At 42.9% G+C, this 15,495-nt stretch carries 19 protein-coding genes and 3 tRNA genes; 16 read left to right on the top strand and 6 right to left on the bottom strand.

Translation table 11 applies throughout. The features are described 5' to 3' along the window. The first annotated feature begins 43 nt into the window (after positions 1–43). From lolA to cobA, 5 genes are all read left to right on the top strand, one after another. Positions 44–670 carry an outer membrane lipoprotein periplasmic chaperone LolA gene (gene lolA / locus BUA59_RS17560; protein WP_232728918.1) on the top strand — a complete coding sequence of 209 codons (627 nt, stop codon included), beginning with the start codon at positions 44–46 and terminating at the stop codon, positions 668–670. Further along, positions 670–2,052: a replication-associated recombination protein A gene (locus BUA59_RS17555; protein WP_072840975.1), complete on the top strand. Its 1,383-nt coding sequence runs from the start codon at positions 670–672 to the stop codon at positions 2,050–2,052. The genes lolA and BUA59_RS17555 overlap by 1 nt, the downstream gene beginning before the upstream one ends. Then, positions 2,049–2,420, top strand: a complete 372-nt coding sequence (gene crcB, locus BUA59_RS17550) for a fluoride efflux transporter CrcB (protein WP_072840974.1) — start codon at positions 2,049–2,051, stop codon at positions 2,418–2,420. Before BUA59_RS17555 ends, crcB begins: the two co-directional genes overlap by 4 nt. Before the next feature lie 67 nt (positions 2,421–2,487). Beyond that, positions 2,488–3,789, top strand: a complete 1,302-nt coding sequence (serS, locus tag BUA59_RS17545) for a serine--tRNA ligase (RefSeq protein ID WP_072840973.1) — start codon at positions 2,488–2,490, stop codon at positions 3,787–3,789. A 40-nt stretch (positions 3,790–3,829) separates the two neighbouring features. Continuing rightward, positions 3,830–4,597: a uroporphyrinogen-III C-methyltransferase gene (gene cobA / locus BUA59_RS17540; RefSeq protein WP_245813177.1), complete on the top strand. Its 768-nt coding sequence runs from the start codon at positions 3,830–3,832 to the stop codon at positions 4,595–4,597. An 81-nt stretch (positions 4,598–4,678) separates the two neighbouring features. Here cobA and BUA59_RS17535 read toward each other — a convergent pair whose 3' ends face one another. From BUA59_RS17535 to hpf, 6 genes are all read right to left on the bottom strand, one after another. After that, positions 4,679–4,999: a TusE/DsrC/DsvC family sulfur relay protein gene (locus BUA59_RS17535; protein ID WP_072840972.1), complete on the bottom strand. Its 321-nt coding sequence runs from the start codon at positions 4,997–4,999 to the stop codon at positions 4,679–4,681. 5 nt (positions 5,000–5,004) lie between these two features. Further along, entirely contained in the window at positions 5,005–5,292 is a 288-nt protein-coding gene (locus tag BUA59_RS17530) for a DsrH/TusB family sulfur metabolism protein (protein WP_072840971.1), read from the bottom strand. 2 nt (positions 5,293–5,294) lie between these two features. Further along, entirely contained in the window at positions 5,295–5,642 is a 348-nt protein-coding gene (locus BUA59_RS17525; RefSeq protein WP_072840970.1) for a DsrE family protein, read from the bottom strand. A 4-nt stretch (positions 5,643–5,646) separates the two neighbouring features. Beyond that, a complete protein-coding gene (tusD, locus tag BUA59_RS17520) occupies positions 5,647–6,039 on the bottom strand; it encodes a sulfurtransferase complex subunit TusD (protein ID WP_072840969.1) in 393 nt (130 codons plus the stop codon). A gap of 88 nt (positions 6,040–6,127) precedes the next feature. After that, entirely contained in the window at positions 6,128–6,781 is a 654-nt protein-coding gene (locus BUA59_RS17515; protein ID WP_072840968.1) for a Bax inhibitor-1/YccA family protein, read from the bottom strand. A gap of 165 nt (positions 6,782–6,946) precedes the next feature. Continuing rightward, a complete protein-coding gene (hpf, locus tag BUA59_RS17510; protein ID WP_072840967.1) occupies positions 6,947–7,264 on the bottom strand; it encodes a ribosome hibernation-promoting factor, HPF/YfiA family in 318 nt (105 codons plus the stop codon). A gap of 337 nt (positions 7,265–7,601) precedes the next feature. Here hpf and BUA59_RS17505 point away from each other — a divergent pair, with 337 nt between their 5' ends. From BUA59_RS17505 to BUA59_RS17455, 11 genes are all read left to right on the top strand, one after another. After that, a complete protein-coding gene (locus tag BUA59_RS17505; RefSeq protein WP_072840966.1) occupies positions 7,602–8,408 on the top strand; it encodes a DnaT-like ssDNA-binding domain-containing protein in 807 nt (268 codons plus the stop codon). Beyond that, positions 8,317–9,186, top strand: coding sequence for a replication protein P (locus BUA59_RS17500; protein WP_245813176.1), 870 nt, complete (start codon positions 8,317–8,319; stop codon positions 9,184–9,186). The genes BUA59_RS17505 and BUA59_RS17500 overlap by 92 nt, the downstream gene beginning before the upstream one ends. A gap of 121 nt (positions 9,187–9,307) precedes the next feature. Beyond that, the gene (locus BUA59_RS17495) at positions 9,308–9,949 is read left to right on the top strand and encodes a response regulator (RefSeq protein WP_072840964.1); all 642 of its coding nucleotides are present in this window, start codon (positions 9,308–9,310) and stop codon (positions 9,947–9,949) included. Between the two features lie 18 nt (positions 9,950–9,967). Beyond that, complete coding sequence (gene uvrC / locus BUA59_RS17490; RefSeq protein WP_072840963.1) at positions 9,968–11,791, top strand: excinuclease ABC subunit UvrC; 1,824 nt, start codon at positions 9,968–9,970, stop codon at positions 11,789–11,791. A gap of 45 nt (positions 11,792–11,836) precedes the next feature. Then, positions 11,837–12,397 carry a CDP-diacylglycerol--glycerol-3-phosphate 3-phosphatidyltransferase gene (pgsA, locus tag BUA59_RS17485; protein ID WP_012070917.1) on the top strand — a complete coding sequence of 187 codons (561 nt, stop codon included), beginning with the start codon at positions 11,837–11,839 and terminating at the stop codon, positions 12,395–12,397. 96 nt (positions 12,398–12,493) lie between these two features. Further along, positions 12,494–12,568, top strand: a tRNA-Gly gene (locus BUA59_RS17480). Between the two features lie 23 nt (positions 12,569–12,591). Next, positions 12,592–12,665, top strand: a tRNA-Cys gene (locus BUA59_RS17475). An 11-nt stretch (positions 12,666–12,676) separates the two neighbouring features. Continuing rightward, positions 12,677–12,762, top strand: a tRNA-Leu gene (locus tag BUA59_RS17470). Positions 12,763–12,936: 174 nt separating this feature from the next. After that, entirely contained in the window at positions 12,937–13,956 is a 1,020-nt protein-coding gene (locus BUA59_RS17465; protein ID WP_072840962.1) for a tyrosine-type recombinase/integrase, read from the top strand. A gap of 138 nt (positions 13,957–14,094) precedes the next feature. Beyond that, a complete protein-coding gene (locus BUA59_RS17460) occupies positions 14,095–14,397 on the top strand; it encodes a type II toxin-antitoxin system RelE/ParE family toxin (protein WP_072840961.1) in 303 nt (100 codons plus the stop codon). Beyond that, positions 14,387–15,469 carry a HigA family addiction module antitoxin gene (locus tag BUA59_RS17455; protein WP_084122520.1) on the top strand — a complete coding sequence of 361 codons (1,083 nt, stop codon included), beginning with the start codon at positions 14,387–14,389 and terminating at the stop codon, positions 15,467–15,469. The genes BUA59_RS17460 and BUA59_RS17455 overlap by 11 nt, the downstream gene beginning before the upstream one ends. Positions 15,470–15,495 lie beyond the last annotated feature (26 nt).

The following is a 15,495-nucleotide window of genomic DNA, read 5'->3' as shown; positions in this document are numbered from 1 at the left end:
TTTTTCGGAACTCTTATTTTTAATGTTTTTATGGAGATGCAACTTGTTAAATAAATTAGTCACTATGGCTATGTTTACTATCGTAACGGTTTTTCAGACAGCGATGGTACAAGCAGCCGATGCAACCAGCTCGATAGAAAGTTTGTTAGAGTTGAACCGTAATATTGAAGGTGAGTTTCGACAAGTCACTTATGATGAAAAAGGTAAGCAGCTGCAAGTAAGTGAAGGTATTTTTCTTCTTGCAAAGCCTAATCAATTTGTTTGGGATAGCGTGACGCCTTTTGCTCAGCGTATTATTTCTGATGGTAAATATATTACCGTTTGGGATGTGGATTTAGAGCAAGCGACGAAGAAGCCTTTGTCTGGTGCGGTAGGCAATTCTCCAGCTGCATTGTTGGGGCAGCCAGCGGCAGAAGTGCTTCCACACTACAATGTGACAACGCTTGGCGATGAAAAATTTCGTTTAGCGCCGAAAGAGGATCAAGACTTATTTCAAACATTGACTCTGTCTTTTCGTAATAAAGTGATTAGCGCGATGAGTATCTTGGATGCGCTAGGACAAACAACTGTGATTGAGTTTAAAAATGTTGAGACACATGAAGGCGTGGCGAAAGAAAATTTTGTCTTAGATTTGCCTGCTAACGTGGATGTGATTGTAGAAGGTCAGTAATGAAGGATCTTTTTTCGGACATGCCAACAGGGGCTTATCAGCCTCTGGCAGCCAGAATGCGACCTGCTAGTCTCGATGACTACATCGGGCAGTCGCACTTGGTTGGTCCGGGAAAGCCGTTGCGAAGAATGGTGGAAACAGGTCATTGCCATTCTTTTATTCTGTGGGGTCCTCCGGGAGTAGGGAAGACCACTTTTGCTCAGCTTTTATCTCACGCATTAGATGCGCAGTTTATTGAAATCTCAGCTGTCATGTCTGGCGTTAAAGAAATTCGAGCGGCGGTAGATCAAGCAAAAAATCTGCGTCAGATGAGCGGCACTCAGACGGTTTTGTTTGTCGATGAAGTGCATCGTTTTAATAAGTCACAGCAAGACGCTTTTTTGCCCTTCATTGAAGATGGCACCTTTTTGTTTATCGGTGCAACCACGGAAAACCCAGCCTTTGAATTGAATTCTGCATTGCTATCTAGAGCGCGTGTTTATCGCTTGAAAACACCGAGCGCAGATGAGGTTAAGCTTGTGCTTGTGCGAGCCTTGAAAAATCACGAACAAGGCATTGCCGCCTACTCTCAAGAAAGTGGTTTTCAAATAGACGATTACTTTCTGTCTGTATTGGCTCAAGCCGCTGATGGTGATATTCGTCGAGGCCTTAATTTCTTAGAGATATTATCTGATCTTGTGGAGCCAGGAAGTAAGGTGACTCAAGAGCAGTTGGAAGATGTGCTGGGTGGCAGTGTTCGTCGTTTTGATCGTAAAGGCGATGTATTTTACGATCAAATCTCTGCGTTTCATAAATCCGTTCGTGGCTCTTCGCCTGATGGTGCCTTATATTGGATGGCGCGTATGCTCGATGGTGGCTGTGATCCTTTGTACATAGCGCGTCGCTTACTAGCTATTGCATCAGAAGATATTGGTAATGCGGATCCGCGAGCCTTGCAAATCGGCTTAAACGCTTGGGATGTCTTTGAGCGAGTTGGTCCGGGTGAAGGGAATCGTGCTATTGCACAAGCTGCTGTATACATGGCGTGCGCACCTAAGAGTAATGCAGTTTATAAAGCCTTTAATCAAGCAATGTCTGATGTCGCGGCACAACCCAGTTATGAAGTGCCAGCACATCTGCGTAATGCACCTACCTCCTTGGCGAAAAGCATGGGGCACGGCGATGAGTATCGCTATGCTCATAATGAAGAGCATGCTTACGCCGCCGGTGAAAACTATATGCCAGAAGAATTGGTCAATATGCGTTATTATCAGCCGACAGATCGCGGCCTAGAGAAAAGAATCAATGACAAGCTTGCTTGGTTGTCTGATTTAGATAATCACAGCCCATTACAACGTTATGACTCTTTTTCGCAAGGCTTAGCTCAAGGGGATGAAGAATGATGTATTTTATGATTGCCATTGGTGGTGCGTTTGGCGCATTAAGCCGTTATGGTATGACGAGATGGGTCAATATCTACTGGAATCATCATTTTCCTTTCGCCACTATGCTAATTAATGTACTAGGTTGTGTGTTGATGGGCGTGGCGTTTGTAGTGATAAGCGAACGCATGCCATCCCTTGAACCGTATCGGCCTCTGATTATGGTTGGTTTTTTAGGGGCATTTACCACTTTTTCTACTTTTTCTTTGGAAATTGTCTCTCTTATTAACATGCAGGCTTGGCTAAGTGCTGTAAGCTATTTATTATTGAGTTGTGTTTTAGGGATTGCTGGTTTAGCGGCTGGTATGGCCGTTACTCGTTTTTTTTGATCCCTGTTATTGTTTGAAGACACCCTAATTTATTTATACACACTGATTGAAGGATATTGTTGCCCAGATGTTAGACATTAAAGCATTACGCGCTGACCCAGAAGCCATTGCGGCTCAACTTAAAAAGAAAGGCTACGAGTTGGATGTGGCGACTTTTTCTTCCTTAGAAGAGCGTCGTAAAGCCATTCAAGTAGAAACTGAGCAGCTGCAACAAGCCCGAAATTCAGTGTCCAAAGAGATTGGTCAGGCAATGAAGTCTGGCGATAAAGACAAAGCGGCTGAGTTAAAATCACAAACAGCAACGCTAGGTGATGATCTTGAAGCGGCTAAAGCACAGCTGACACAAGTTCAAGAAGAATTGGAAAGCTTGCTAGAAGGTATTCCAAACCTTCCTCATGCATCTGTACCAGAAGGTAAGACTGAAGACGACAACGTAGAAGTTCGTCGTTGGGGTACGCCTAAGCAATTCGATTTTGAGCCAAAAGACCATGTGGATCTAGGTGAAGCAATGGAGATGCTGGATTTCGAAGCGGCGGTAAAAATTACCGGTTCTCGTTTTGCTGTTATGCATTCTGATTTGGCGCGCCTACATCGTGCTTTGACTCAGTTTATGATCAACACGCATGCTGATTTGCATGGTTACACTGAAGTGTATGTACCTTACTTGGTAAACGCTCATTCCCTAAAAGGAACAGGTCAGCTACCTAAGTTCGAAGCAGATTTGTTTAAAGTGCCAGTGGATAAAGACAGCGGAAATAACGATCTTTACCTGATTCCAACTGCAGAAGTGCCAGTGACGAACTTGGTGCGCGATGAAATTTTAAATGACGCTGATTTGCACAAGAAATTTGTTGCTCATACACCTTGTTTCCGCAGTGAAGCTGGCAGCTATGGTCGCGATACTCGTGGCATGATTCGTCAGCATCAGTTTGAAAAAGTTGAGCTAGTTCATGTTTGTCGTCCAGATATTTCTGAACAAGTACTTGAAGAGCTTGTTGGTCACGCTGAAGTGATTTTGAAGAAACTAGAGCTTCCTTACCGAACTGTGATCTTGTGTGGTGGGGACCTTGGTTTCTCTGCACACAAAACTTACGACATTGAAGTGTGGTTGCCAGGTCAAGGTAAGTACCGTGAGATTTCTTCTTGCTCAAATATGTGGGATTTCCAAGCTCGGCGTATGCAAGCGCGCTGGCGTAACCCAGAAACAGGACGTCCAGAATTGGCACATACCTTGAATGGTTCAGGTTTGGCTGTAGGTCGTACGTTAGTTGCCGTACTTGAAAACTATCAAAATGCTGATGGTAGTGTGCGTGTTCCTGATGTGTTAGTGCCTTATATGGGCGGTAAGACCGTTTTGAAAAAAGCGTAAGCTAAATTTTCTAATAAAAAAGCCTCAATGGAGGCTTTTTTTGTATGAGTGGATATTGGAAGTTATGACGGGCAAGGTCTATTTGATTGGTGCGGGTCCAGGTGATCCTGAGTTATTGACGTTAAAAGCATATCGTTTATTAAAAATGGCTGATGTGGTTTTGTATGATCGCTTGGTTGGCAAAGAAATTATTGAGCTAATTCCTGAGTCAGCAGAAAAAATGTATGTGGGTAAAGCCAAGTCTTTGCATAGCCTTCCGCAAGAAGAGATTAATAGCCTGCTTGCTGCCAAGGCCAAAGAAGGCCACATGGTAGTACGTTTAAAAGGCGGCGATCCTTTTATATTTGGGCGTGGTGGTGAAGAGCTTGAGGAATTAATTGAAGAGGGCGTGCCTTTTGAAGTGGTTCCAGGTGTTACTGCAGCAGCCGGTTGCGCGGCTTATGCTGGGATACCTTTAACGCATCGCGATTATGCTCAGTCGGTTCGATTTCTCACAGGTCATTTGAAAGACGGCACGACAGAGTTACCTTGGGAAGAGTTGGTGCATCCAGCGCAAACCTTGGTCATTTATATGGGCTTAACAGGCCTTAAAGACATCTCTCAGTCGTTGATACGCTTTGGTATGAGTCCATTCATGCCGGTGGCAATTGTTGAAAAAGGCACAACCAGTGAGCAGCGTGTTTTTACGTCCACCATTCAAGATGTCTATGAAGTGTCCGTGGTGAATGAAGCGAAATCGCCAGCATTATTGATAATTGGTGAGGTTGTGACCTTGCAGAAGAAATTAGAGTGGTACGGTAAGTACTAAATTTGTTTATTGTTTAAAGCGTTCAAATAAAACGGAGCCTAAATATGGCTCCGTTTTATTGTGTTAAAAATTTATGTCCTTTTATAAACAATTTGCTGGTTTTGGAAGGCCAGCAATCTTTGCTGCTAACTTAGGCGGGCTGCCGGGGAAAAGCGTCATTAGATAAATGCTGCGTCCTTTTTCTGCGCCTAGTTTTTTTGATACCGCTTTTACCAGTGGTCGCATGGCAGGAGAGACTTCAAATTCTTTATAGAAGTCGCGCAACAAATGAATAATTTCCCAATGAGCATCCGTGAGTTCAACGTCAACATCTTGCGCCAGTTGATTGGCAAGCTCTGGTGTCCAGTCTTGTAGATTGAGCAAGTAACCTTCTTCGTCTAAAACTACTGTATTGTCTGTCATATTGATTACCAACTAATGTTCGCTTCGGCAGTAAAGGTTAAATCGACCCATTCTTCTTCTGAGAGAGCGGTGCCTAATTGTGGTGATAAGCCATAAGCCGTTGCATCGCTTTGTAGATAATAGATTTCGGCGTGTTTTTCTTCGGCCAGCGTTTGCATTGTGTTGGCGTGCTGAATCAGTCTTAAAAAGCCTTCTTCAATCAGCAATATTTGGTCGCCAGCCTGCACGCTATTTTGCCAAGTGGTTTCTAACGTTGCTGGGTAATCGAGTTGATTTATTTGGTGAAGTCGCATAATTAAAACCGGAAAACCTGTTGGTATTGTGAGAACAATGTCTGCCATTCGGCACCATCAAGAGAATGAACACCTTGCCACGTTGGATTGTCTTCAATCCATGTATTAGCTTTTTCTACATAGATGTTTTCAATATCATAAAATTCTAGCCCAGCTAGCAGCTTATGTAGGTTTTTACCTTGCTCTGCTGTTGGGTCTTGATTATCCGTCAAAATCGCGAGAGCGGCGCCAGACAGACACAAATCGACAGGCTGTTCAAAGGTGGCCAGAACCAAAGCAAGATCTAAGCCTTCTTTGCAAGCTAAGCTGGAATAAGGGCTGGAGTTTAGGTGAATTAAGGTGTGTTTCATAAGGTTACCTAAACTGAATGATTTTATTCGTGGTATTCATTAAATCAACGAGTGTGCCCAAGCCTTCTAGCTGGAAGTGCTCTGCAAGAGTGTGTTGCTCTAACTCATAACGACGGCTTTCACTTTCGTTAATGATGCCGCGTCTTACCGCAGCGGCAATGCACAAATACAAAGGGACTTTGTGTTGTTCTGCTATTTCTTGCCAAGCTTTGGTTAGGTTGATTTCATCTCTTGGTGGCTGTGCTGTCTGGTTGCCAATAAGCACGGCGTCTTCATAAAAAAATACGCCTTTTATACTGTCAGGGTATTTATTTAGAGCGGCACGGATAAAGCGAAGCGCTGTGTGGCAAGCCTTGCTTTGATATGGGGAACCAGTGATGAGCAGAGTGTATTGCATCAAAAATGACCTTGGTATGAGATGCAGCAAATTTTACACATAAAAAAGGCCGCAGTCAGCGGCCTTTTCGTATTGGTGTGGCGGATGATTAATCGCGAGACATACCAAGAAGAGACAATACGCTTAGGAACATGTTGTATAGGGAAACATACAGAGTCACTGTTGCAACTATGTAGTTAGTTTCACCGCCACGTACGATTTGGCTCGTTTGCAGCAAAATAACCGCCGCAGAGAAAAGCGCAAAACCAGCAGAGATGAAAATTTGTAGCGCAGGCATTTTAATGAAAATACCAGCAATCACCGCGAACAATAAAACAAAGAAACCAACAGTGATGAATCCGTTAAGGAAGCTGAAGTCTTTCTTCGAAATAAGTGCATAAGCAGATAAGCCTAGGAAAGATAGGCCAGTGATGCCTAATGCGCTCATGATCAAGCTGCCGCCGCCAGGCATATTCATGTACATGCTTAATATAGGCCCAAGGGTAATGCCCATAAATCCAGTTAATGCAAATACACAAAGAAGACCCGCAGAACTGTTCTTAAATTTGTGTGTTAGGAAAAGCAAACCATAAAAGCCTACTAGAGTAATAATTAGGCCAGGATGGGGTAAGTTGAAAGCCATGCTCATGCCCGCAGTGAAGGCGCTGAACAATAGGGTAAGCGACAACAGTCCGTAAGTATTGCGGAGCGTTTTGTTTGCCGCTTGTGACGAATGTGTCGAAAGGGCTTCTGTGTAACGCATGAGATTACTCCTTTAGGGTTTAAGACTATCAATAGACTTAATATGCGGCTGAAAGTTCCAAACTTCAAGCTTGATTGTTTATCTAAAGTATAAATACAGAAAAACACCGCAGAATCGCGGTGTTTTTTCAAAATAATGAAGGAAGAGTTAAGTGGTTTTAGGTAACTAGTGGGTCGTCACAGGGTTGTGATTCGCACTGGATTGTTTGGTTTTATATTTGTCTATTTGCTTGGCTAACTTGTCAACCATGTCATCAATCGCGTGAAATAATCTGTCTTCAGAGGAGGCCGCGGCAAATATTTCTTTGCCTGGAATATGTACGATTGCTTCCGCTTTTTGACTTTTGTTGTCCTTAAGTAAAGTGACATTGACCGAGGTTATTTGGTCTGTAAGCTTCGAAATTTTGCTGAGTTTTTCATTGATATGATCTTTTATGGCTGGGGTTACATCGATATGGTGTCCAGAAATTTTTGTAGTGTGCATACTACTTTTCTCCTGAGTGATGTTCGCGGAACTGGCAATGACAAACGCTCTCTATTAATTTGTCTTTTATAAATCTATCGTTATCCTGTTGTTCTGTATGAGAGAGGGTTGAATAAAAAGCATTGCCGCAACTTGAGCATAGGAGTGTTTTTGAGCGCTGTCAAAGTTGCTTAGCAGTTGTTTTGTTAGTGAATAAAATCCTTCTATTGCTAAAGTCTAATGGTCAATGAAAATGGCAAGCGTCATTCTGTATTGATAGCAAGGTTACTTTAAGGTTCTCGTGCTAATGGGGAAGGCTTTTGATAGACTGTGATGCTAAATATGCGAAGCGAGATTTATGTTGGATAACGACTATTCATTACCGATATCATTTTCAATGGCAGCCCAGATAGGGTTAGAAGAAACCGTATTATTGACCTTTTTGAAGCAGCAGGCTTATCTTATTGGCTCCAATGCTTTACGAGTTGAAATGAGTCGACTTAGTGTTCAGCTGCCATTTTGGACTGTGCCTATGTTGATGCGATTGTTGGCGAACTTACAAATTAGCCAACTATTGAGCTTTCAGCGGCAAGAAGAAATACTCGAAATTCATTTAGCGTCATCTCAAAAAGCGGCACAAACCATTAAACCAGCTGCTGAAGCGTCTGCTAAAGACGATTCCTTGATGAGCAAAATGGATAGGTTGCACAAAGCGTCTCGGGAGAAAACTGAAGAATTCACGCCGCAGCCTAAAAGCTATCCTGCGAAGCAACCCGTTCGACAATACCAAGCGCCATCTCCGCCAGTGGTGAATGACCGTCGAGGTATCACCGATTTTGACTTGTATTTGGAGCAAAAAGAGCGTGCTCGACAACCTGATCAGTGGCAACCTGAAGAAGCGACGTTAGAGCAAATTGGCCAAGCTGGCATCGCCCGTGATTTTGCCTTGTCTTTGCAAACGGAGTTTTTGCTGAGAATCAAAGAGCAGCGAAAAAATGTCAGAACTTGGAACAGCGAATTTTTTAAATACGTAAAACGTCAGTGGCAATACAAACAATCGGATAGGTCTTCATATGAAGGAACCTCAGGCAGTACAAAATTTACTAAAACCTCTAGAGAGCAGGTTAGCGACGCCCTCAACAACATCCACGACACAGACTGGTGAATATGGCTCTGGCAATCCAGGGTACAATAATTCAGGGTACAATAACTCAGGATATGCTAATGCTGGTAATGCTAGTCGTGAATCGGGTCCGACAGAGGCTGAGCAGCAAACACGTATTTTGGTTAATATGTTGTTCGCGCGTTTTAAAGCCATTTATACCCATAAATTTGCCTCGGCTTACAGTACAACAGATGAAGTTAAGCTAGCCAAGCGTGAATGGGCGATTGCACTGAAAGGTTTCCAAGAGCCGTTGTTGGCATACGCAGTAGAGCGTACAAAAGAAGAGCATACATGGCCGCCAACTATTGCAGACTTTTTGAAACTGATTAATACCGCTTATAAAGCTTATGGTTTGCCTGATCCACGTGCAGCATATCTTGAAGCTTGTGCTTGTCGAACGGATCCTTTGCAATATAAATGGAGTCATAATGCGGTATTCTTTGCTGGGTCTCAGGCTGGTTGGTACAAATTAAAGTCTGAAGAAGAACGAGTGACTTGGCCTTTATTTGAGCAAAGTTATTTAAAAATCGTCGATCGAGTGATTGCTGGAGAACGCTTAGTGATTCCAAAAGTGATTATGATCGAAGATAAGCAAACACTAAGCGTGAAAGATTTATCTAGTAAGATTGCTAGTGACTTATCGGTTGATGAAGAACAGATCGCGCCTTTACTTTATTACACCCAAAAAACACACGGGTCTGGCGTGCGAGCTCGTTATCGCGAAATTAGTCAAAAAAAGCTCTTAGAAATGGGATATAAAGAAAAGCTGCCTGAATAACGGTGCGTTTTTTCTATTTGTTATATAACATAATTTTTTATTAGCAGGATGCTATAGGCGATTTCATGCTAGGTAAGGCAGAAATCGACACGAGGCGTAGGAAAGTTTTGGTGAGGTTGTTATGTTAAAAGTATTGATTGTTGACGACCATGACGTGGTTAGCCAAGGTATTAGTCGTGTATTACAGGATGTAAAAGGTGTTGAGGTAGTAGGTGTTGTGCACAGCGGTGAAGAGGCCATTATTCAGTCCAAGTTATTATTGCCTGATATCATTTTGATGGACGTGCATATGCCGGGAATCGGCGGTTTAGGTGCAACCAAAGAAATAAAGCGCATTTTGCCGAAAACCAAGATAATTGCTTTGTCTGCGCTGGATGACAATTTATACCCAGTGAAGTTATTAGAAGCGGGAGCATCTGGTTATCTTACTAAAGGCACCAATACGTCTGAGCTATTAGAGGCCATTCAAATGGTGTCTAAAGGCGAGCACTATATTTCTAAAAGCATTGCTCAGAAAATGGCGTTGTCTAAGTTTTCCATAGATGGGCAAGGTTCGCCATTGGGACAATTATCAGACAGAGAATTGCAAGTGGCTCAAATGATCGTGGATTGCAAAAAATCCAACGAAATTGCAGAGCACCTATGTGTGAGTCCTAAAACCGTGAGTACTTACCGTACTCGTATTTTTACAAAATTGAACATTGAAAGCGATGTCGAGCTGATTCACTTAGCGGTACGTTACAATGTGCTTGGTATGGGCTAGGCGAAAAACGAGGTTTGTTTGAGCCATTCAGAATTTGATCCGAAGCATTTTGTCAGTAACTTAACCACACGTCCGGGCGTTTATCGCATGTACGACGTGAAAGGTGAGTTGCTTTATGTTGGAAAAGCAAAAAATCTAAAAAATCGTGTCGCGAGCTATTTCCGTGTGACCGGATTAACGACTAAAACCATGGCCTTGGTTAGTCGTATTCACACCATTGAAATTGCTGTTACTAAAAGCGAAACGGAAGCTTTACTTCTCGAACAAACGCTTATTAAACAACATCGTCCACCGTACAATATTTTGCTACGGGACGATAAATCTTATCCTTATATTTTATTATCGAATCACCCTCATCCAGCTTTGCTGTTTCGTCGCGGTGATAAAACCGATAAAGGTACCTTGTTCGGTCCCTTTCCAAGTGGTAACGCTGTAAAAGAAAGTTTGAATACCATGCAAAAGGTCTTCAAGGTGCGCCAGTGCGAAGACAGTACGTACTCGAATCGATCTCGGCCTTGTCTGCAGTATCAAATTAAGCGTTGCTCTGGGCCTTGTGTGAACTTGATTAGTGATGAAGAGTACGATCTAGATGTTCGTCACGCACGCATGTTTTTACAAGGTAAAGACCAAGAGCTCACAGCTGAAATTACCACGCAAATGAGCGCTGCCGCTGCGGATATGGAATTTGAACGAGCCGCCGAGTTACGCGATCAAATCATTCAGCTCAAGCACATCCAAGAGCAACAGCATGTTTATGGGCAAACGGGCGAAGCAGATGTTATTGCCTCTATTATTCAGCCTGGTGGTTTGTGTGTTCACGTGATGATGGTGCGCAAAGGCAAAGTTGTTGGCAGCAAAAGCTACTACCCAAAAATGCCCATCGAAATCACAGAAGGCGAATTATTATCGTCTTTTATCGCTCAATTTTATCTTGGTGGTATTCAAGAGTTACCTAAGACGCTTATCATTAGTCACGAGCTAGAAGATGGTGATGCGCTGGTGGAAGGTATTTTCGAAACTACGCAGAAAAAAATTGAAGTCCTGAGCAATGTAAGAGGTCAGCGTGCGCGTTGGCTTGAGCTGGCGAAACTCAACGCAGAACAAGGCTTACAGGCGCGATTATCGGATAAGCGTAATCATTTTAGCCGTATAACCGCATTGCAAAAGTTGTTAGGCTTCTCTGAACCTCCAATGCACATGGAATGTTTTGATATTAGTCATTCTAGTGGCGAAGCAACTGTAGCGTCTTGTGTGGTGTTTGGGCCTGACGGACCGGATAAAAAGCGCTATCGCTCCTTTAACATCGAAGGTGTTGAACCGGGTGATGATTACGGTGCCATGAAGCAAGCACTCACTCGACGCTATAAACGCGTCAAAAGTGGTGAGCTAGAAGCGCCAGATGTGTTGCTTATTGATGGTGGTAAAGGTCAGTTAACTCAAGCTGAAACTGTATTAAAAGAATTGGGATTGGTGAATATCTTCTTATTGGGGGTCGCAAAAGGCGATACTCGTAAGCCGGGTCTTGAAACCTTATATATCGGCTCCAAAGAAGATGAAGTTGTGTTGCCTCCAGATTCGGCTGCATTGCACTTGATTCAACATATTCGCGATGAAGCACACAGATTTGCGATAAAGACTCACCGTCGTAGACGAGACAAGAAACGTCGGCACTCGGTATTGGAAGATATTCCAGGTATCGGGCCAAATCGACGTAAAGAGTTGCTGACGGCCTTTGGTGGATACCAAGAGCTACTCTCAGCGAGCCAGGAAGATATTTCAAAGGTGAAAGGGATTAGCGCCAAAAAAGCGGAAGAAATTTATCTCTACCTTCATAAAAGTTAAGTTTGGCTGAGTGTTGGTGCATTTAGCGTAATAATTAGGAATAAGATGAACATACCAAATATATTAACTTCCGTACGGATCTTTATGATCCCGATTTTGGTGGTTATTTACTACTTGCCGTGGGAAGGGCGCTATTACACCTGCGCGATTATTTTTGCCTTGGCTGCCATTACTGATTGGCTAGATGGTTATTTGGCAAGAAAGCTTAACCAAACGACTCCGTTTGGGGCTTTTTTTGACCCAGTAGCCGACAAGCTTATGGTTTCGATTGCCTTAGTCTTGTTAGTGGCTAGCTACTCTAATCCACTGCTGACGTTAGCCAGCGCCGTCATTGTCGGCCGCGAGATCGTTATTTCAGCATTACGTGAATGGATGGCAGAAATGGGTAAGCGCGCCAGCGTGGCCGTTTCTTATATTGGCAAACTGAAAACCACTATGCAGATGCTAGCTATTTTCATCTTGCTAGGAAGTCGACCAGATACCATGGCTGCCCATGTGGGAGAGATGGTACTCATTGCAGCAGCCTTGCTAACTCTTTGGTCTATGTATATTTACTTAAAAGCGGCTTGGCCTGAGCTAAAGTCCAAAGAGTCGAACAAAAACTAATCAGATTTAAAAAAAGTGCCTAAGTTAGTTATTTATTTGGATTTTTCCCTTGACGTGAAAGCTCAAATACATAGAATAGGCACCGTCTTTTGAGACGCGGGAATAGCTCAGTGGTAGAGCACAACCTTGCCAAGGTTGGGGTCGCGAGTTCGAGCCTCGTTTCCCGCTCCAATCAAAAGATGTATCTGATAGAAGGCCGGATGGCAGAGTGGTCATGCAGCGGACTGCAACTCCGTGAACGCCGGTTCGATTCCGACTCCGGCCTCCAAAATCAGATATGCCCGGGTGGTGAAATTGGTAGACACACAAGACTTAAAATCTTGCGCTGAATAAGCGTACCGGTTCGATTCCGGTCCCGGGCACCATTTATGGTGCCTTTTTTTATGCCTGCACTTTCTTATCTTGCTCAATCCCTTTAAATATCTACTCTTCAGCATTTTCTTAGTACTACTTCAAATTGTAAGCTTTTCCGCTTATATGCTATCTTTTCTGAAATTCTGCACCGAAACTGCACCGCACATTGCACCGGAGAATATTCAGTGGCGTCTATTTTTAAAACCGATGATGGCTCATGGCGCGCTCAAGTGAGCGTGAAAGGTAAGCGTAAAACGAAGCGTGGCTTCTCTACAAAACGCGACGCACAAGCGTGGGCGTCTGATTTAGAGCGCGAAGCAAAAGAAAGTACTTCCTCTGATATTCCAGATCGTCCTTTTAGTGAAGCCCTAGAACGCTACCGTGATACGGTCAGTGTGACCAAGCGTGGACAGAAATTCGAAATCCGAAGAATCGAACGTTGGTTAGGTAAAAGCGCCGACGAACCAGCAGACCCACTTTGTTTTATTTCCCTCCAAGATATTCAATCCAAACACTTTGCCGAATGGCGAGACAGGCGCCTACAAAAAGTAGCCGTTGGCACTGTGCTGCGTGAGTGGACCGTTCTTTCCGCTATTTGTAGCCAGTGTGCGAAGGAATGGGGATGGTTAAGAGAAAACCCAATGACTAGGGTTAAGCGTCCTAAAGAGCCTGAGGCAAGGACGAGAAGGCTATTACCTGGCGAATTTGAACAACTGATGATCGCCACACAATACGACATAGACATACCGCCAGAATCCAAAAGCGAACGTATCGGTGCGGCTATCGTCTTTGCCATAGAAACTGCCATGCGTGCTGGTGAGATTTGCGGTATAACATGGGAAGACGTGAATTTAGAAAGACGAACCGTTCATCTACCCAAAACAAAGAACGGTAACCCTCGTACTGTGCCGTTATCCACCACCGCGGTGAAAGTGTTGGAGCAGCTCAAGGCACTAGATGACTGCAGTATAAAAGCGTTTAACTTAAAGTCAGATTCGCTTGATGTGAATTTTAGAAAGATTCGTAATAAGTGCCTAATAGATGATCTACACTTTCATGACCTGAGACGAGAAGCACTTACACGATTAGCCGCCAAAGTGGATGTGCTAAACTTAGCAAAAATATCAGGTCATACCGACTTAAGAATTTTGCAGAGGGTGTATTATGCACCGGATATGGGGGATGTTGCTCTGATGTTGGGTTAGATCGTTACACTAACTTGTAAGCTTTAATTGTGTGACGTTCTGCTTAGAAAATATCCAAAAGAGTAATCGACAAACTCAATTTTAATAGTTAGTATTCACCTCATGGGTGAATGCTAAACCATTCGTTAAGGAAGCGGTTTGGAAGTAGAATTTAAAAATAAAAAACTTCAAAAGTGTTATGAAATACACTCAAAGGGAGTTAGAGAGTTCGGTGATGTCGTTGCCAGCAAGTATATCCTAAGAATCAACACTATAATGGCTGCAAGCAATATCGACGAGTTGAACCGAATGCCTGTAATCAGGTGTCATCCTCTGCATGGAAATAGAGAAGGGCAATATGCAATAAATCTTACCGGACAGATGAGGCTTATATTTACCCTCGATGGAGATAAGTTGCAGATTGCCAAGATAGAAGAAGTGAGTAAGCATTATGATGGCTGAACAAAAAATTAATTCAGATTTAGCTATTCCTCCAGGCGAATACTTGGATGAGATACTAGAAGATATGGAAATTAGTCAGGCTGACTTAGCTCGTAGAATGGGACGACCAGCTCAGGCTATAAATGAAATTATTAAAGGTGAGAAAGCAATCACTCCTGAAACGGCCATTCAACTAGAGCAAGTCCTAGGAGTATCTGCTCAGTTCTGGAGTAATATGGAGTCGATTTATAGGTTGGTGTTGGCGAAGCAAAAAGAAAAGCAAGAAATAGAAAAGGAAGTTAGTTTATTAGATCGTTTTCCATATATGGATATGAGTAATCTTGGAATCGTTGAAAAAACTAGAAAAGCAGTTGAGAAGGTTCAAAATCTCAGGAGGTTTTTCGGTGTATCTTCCCTAACTAATATTGAAGGCGTTAAGGAGTACGAACCTGCTTTTCGTGTTGCGGAAAAAGGCTCAATAAGTCATGAGGCTACCGCTGCATGGCTTAAAACAGGATCTAATTTAGCTCTGAAACAAAAAGTTGAAGCGTTTGATAAGGAGCTTTTGAAAGAGCTTATTCCGTTTATAAGAGGGTTAAGTCTTTTAAACGATCCTAACGAAATAATTAAAAAAATTAGAGAGTACCTAAACACATGCGGTGTAGCTTTTGTTGTAATTCCGCATTACAAAAAAACTTACATTACAGGTGCAACGTTTTGGTATGAAAAAAAACTGCCTGTAGTTATGATGTCTATGAGAGGTAGTTGGTCTGATATTTTTTGGTTTAGTTTATTTCATGAGATTGCACATATCCTCCTTCATGACAAAAGAATGACTTTTTTAGAAGGTGGTGATAATGAGCAATATCGTAAGCAAGAGAATGAAGCTGATAAGTTTTCGGAAGAGACTTTAATATCAAGTGATATTTTTAGTTCTTTTCTTGAGCAAGGTGATATTAGCCCTTCAAACATAATATCGTTTTCAGAGAGTCAGGGGATTCATCCAGGTATTGTAACTGGCCGGCTTCAACGATATGGCTATTTATCACACAAAGAACATTATTGTAGGGTTCACTACAAGTGGGAAAAATAGAATAACTTAACCGCCCAAGTGGCGGT

Source organism: Marinomonas polaris DSM 16579 (assembly GCF_900129155.1).
GTDB classification, from domain to species: Bacteria; Pseudomonadota; Gammaproteobacteria; order Pseudomonadales; family Marinomonadaceae; genus Marinomonas; species Marinomonas polaris.
This window is presented reverse-complemented; position numbering and strand designations above follow the sequence as displayed.

Coding starts and splice junctions, on each gene's coding strand:
- BUA59_RS17505 (WP_072840966.1), top strand. CDS start 7,602: ATGTTGGATAACGACTATTCATTACCGATATCATTTTCAATGGCAGCC.
- BUA59_RS17555 (WP_072840975.1), top strand. CDS start 670: ATGAAGGATCTTTTTTCGGACATGCCAACAGGGGCTTATCAGCCTCTG.
- BUA59_RS17535 (WP_072840972.1), bottom strand. CDS start 4,999: ATGACAGACAATACAGTAGTTTTAGACGAAGAAGGTTACTTGCTCAAT.
- hpf (WP_072840967.1), bottom strand. CDS start 7,264: ATGCACACTACAAAAATTTCTGGACACCATATCGATGTAACCCCAGCC.
- BUA59_RS17455 (WP_084122520.1), top strand. CDS start 14,387: ATGATGGCTGAACAAAAAATTAATTCAGATTTAGCTATTCCTCCAGGC.
- BUA59_RS17495 (WP_072840964.1), top strand. CDS start 9,308: ATGTTAAAAGTATTGATTGTTGACGACCATGACGTGGTTAGCCAAGGT.
- BUA59_RS17530 (WP_072840971.1), bottom strand. CDS start 5,292: ATGCGACTTCACCAAATAAATCAACTCGATTACCCAGCAACGTTAGAA.
- pgsA (WP_012070917.1), top strand. CDS start 11,837: ATGAACATACCAAATATATTAACTTCCGTACGGATCTTTATGATCCCG.
- BUA59_RS17515 (WP_072840968.1), bottom strand. CDS start 6,781: ATGCGTTACACAGAAGCCCTTTCGACACATTCGTCACAAGCGGCAAAC.
- tusD (WP_072840969.1), bottom strand. CDS start 6,039: ATGCAATACACTCTGCTCATCACTGGTTCCCCATATCAAAGCAAGGCT.
- BUA59_RS17500 (WP_245813176.1), top strand. CDS start 8,317: ATGAAGGAACCTCAGGCAGTACAAAATTTACTAAAACCTCTAGAGAGC.
- crcB (WP_072840974.1), top strand. CDS start 2,049: ATGATGTATTTTATGATTGCCATTGGTGGTGCGTTTGGCGCATTAAGC.
- BUA59_RS17525 (WP_072840970.1), bottom strand. CDS start 5,642: ATGAAACACACCTTAATTCACCTAAACTCCAGCCCTTATTCCAGCTTA.
- serS (WP_072840973.1), top strand. CDS start 2,488: ATGTTAGACATTAAAGCATTACGCGCTGACCCAGAAGCCATTGCGGCT.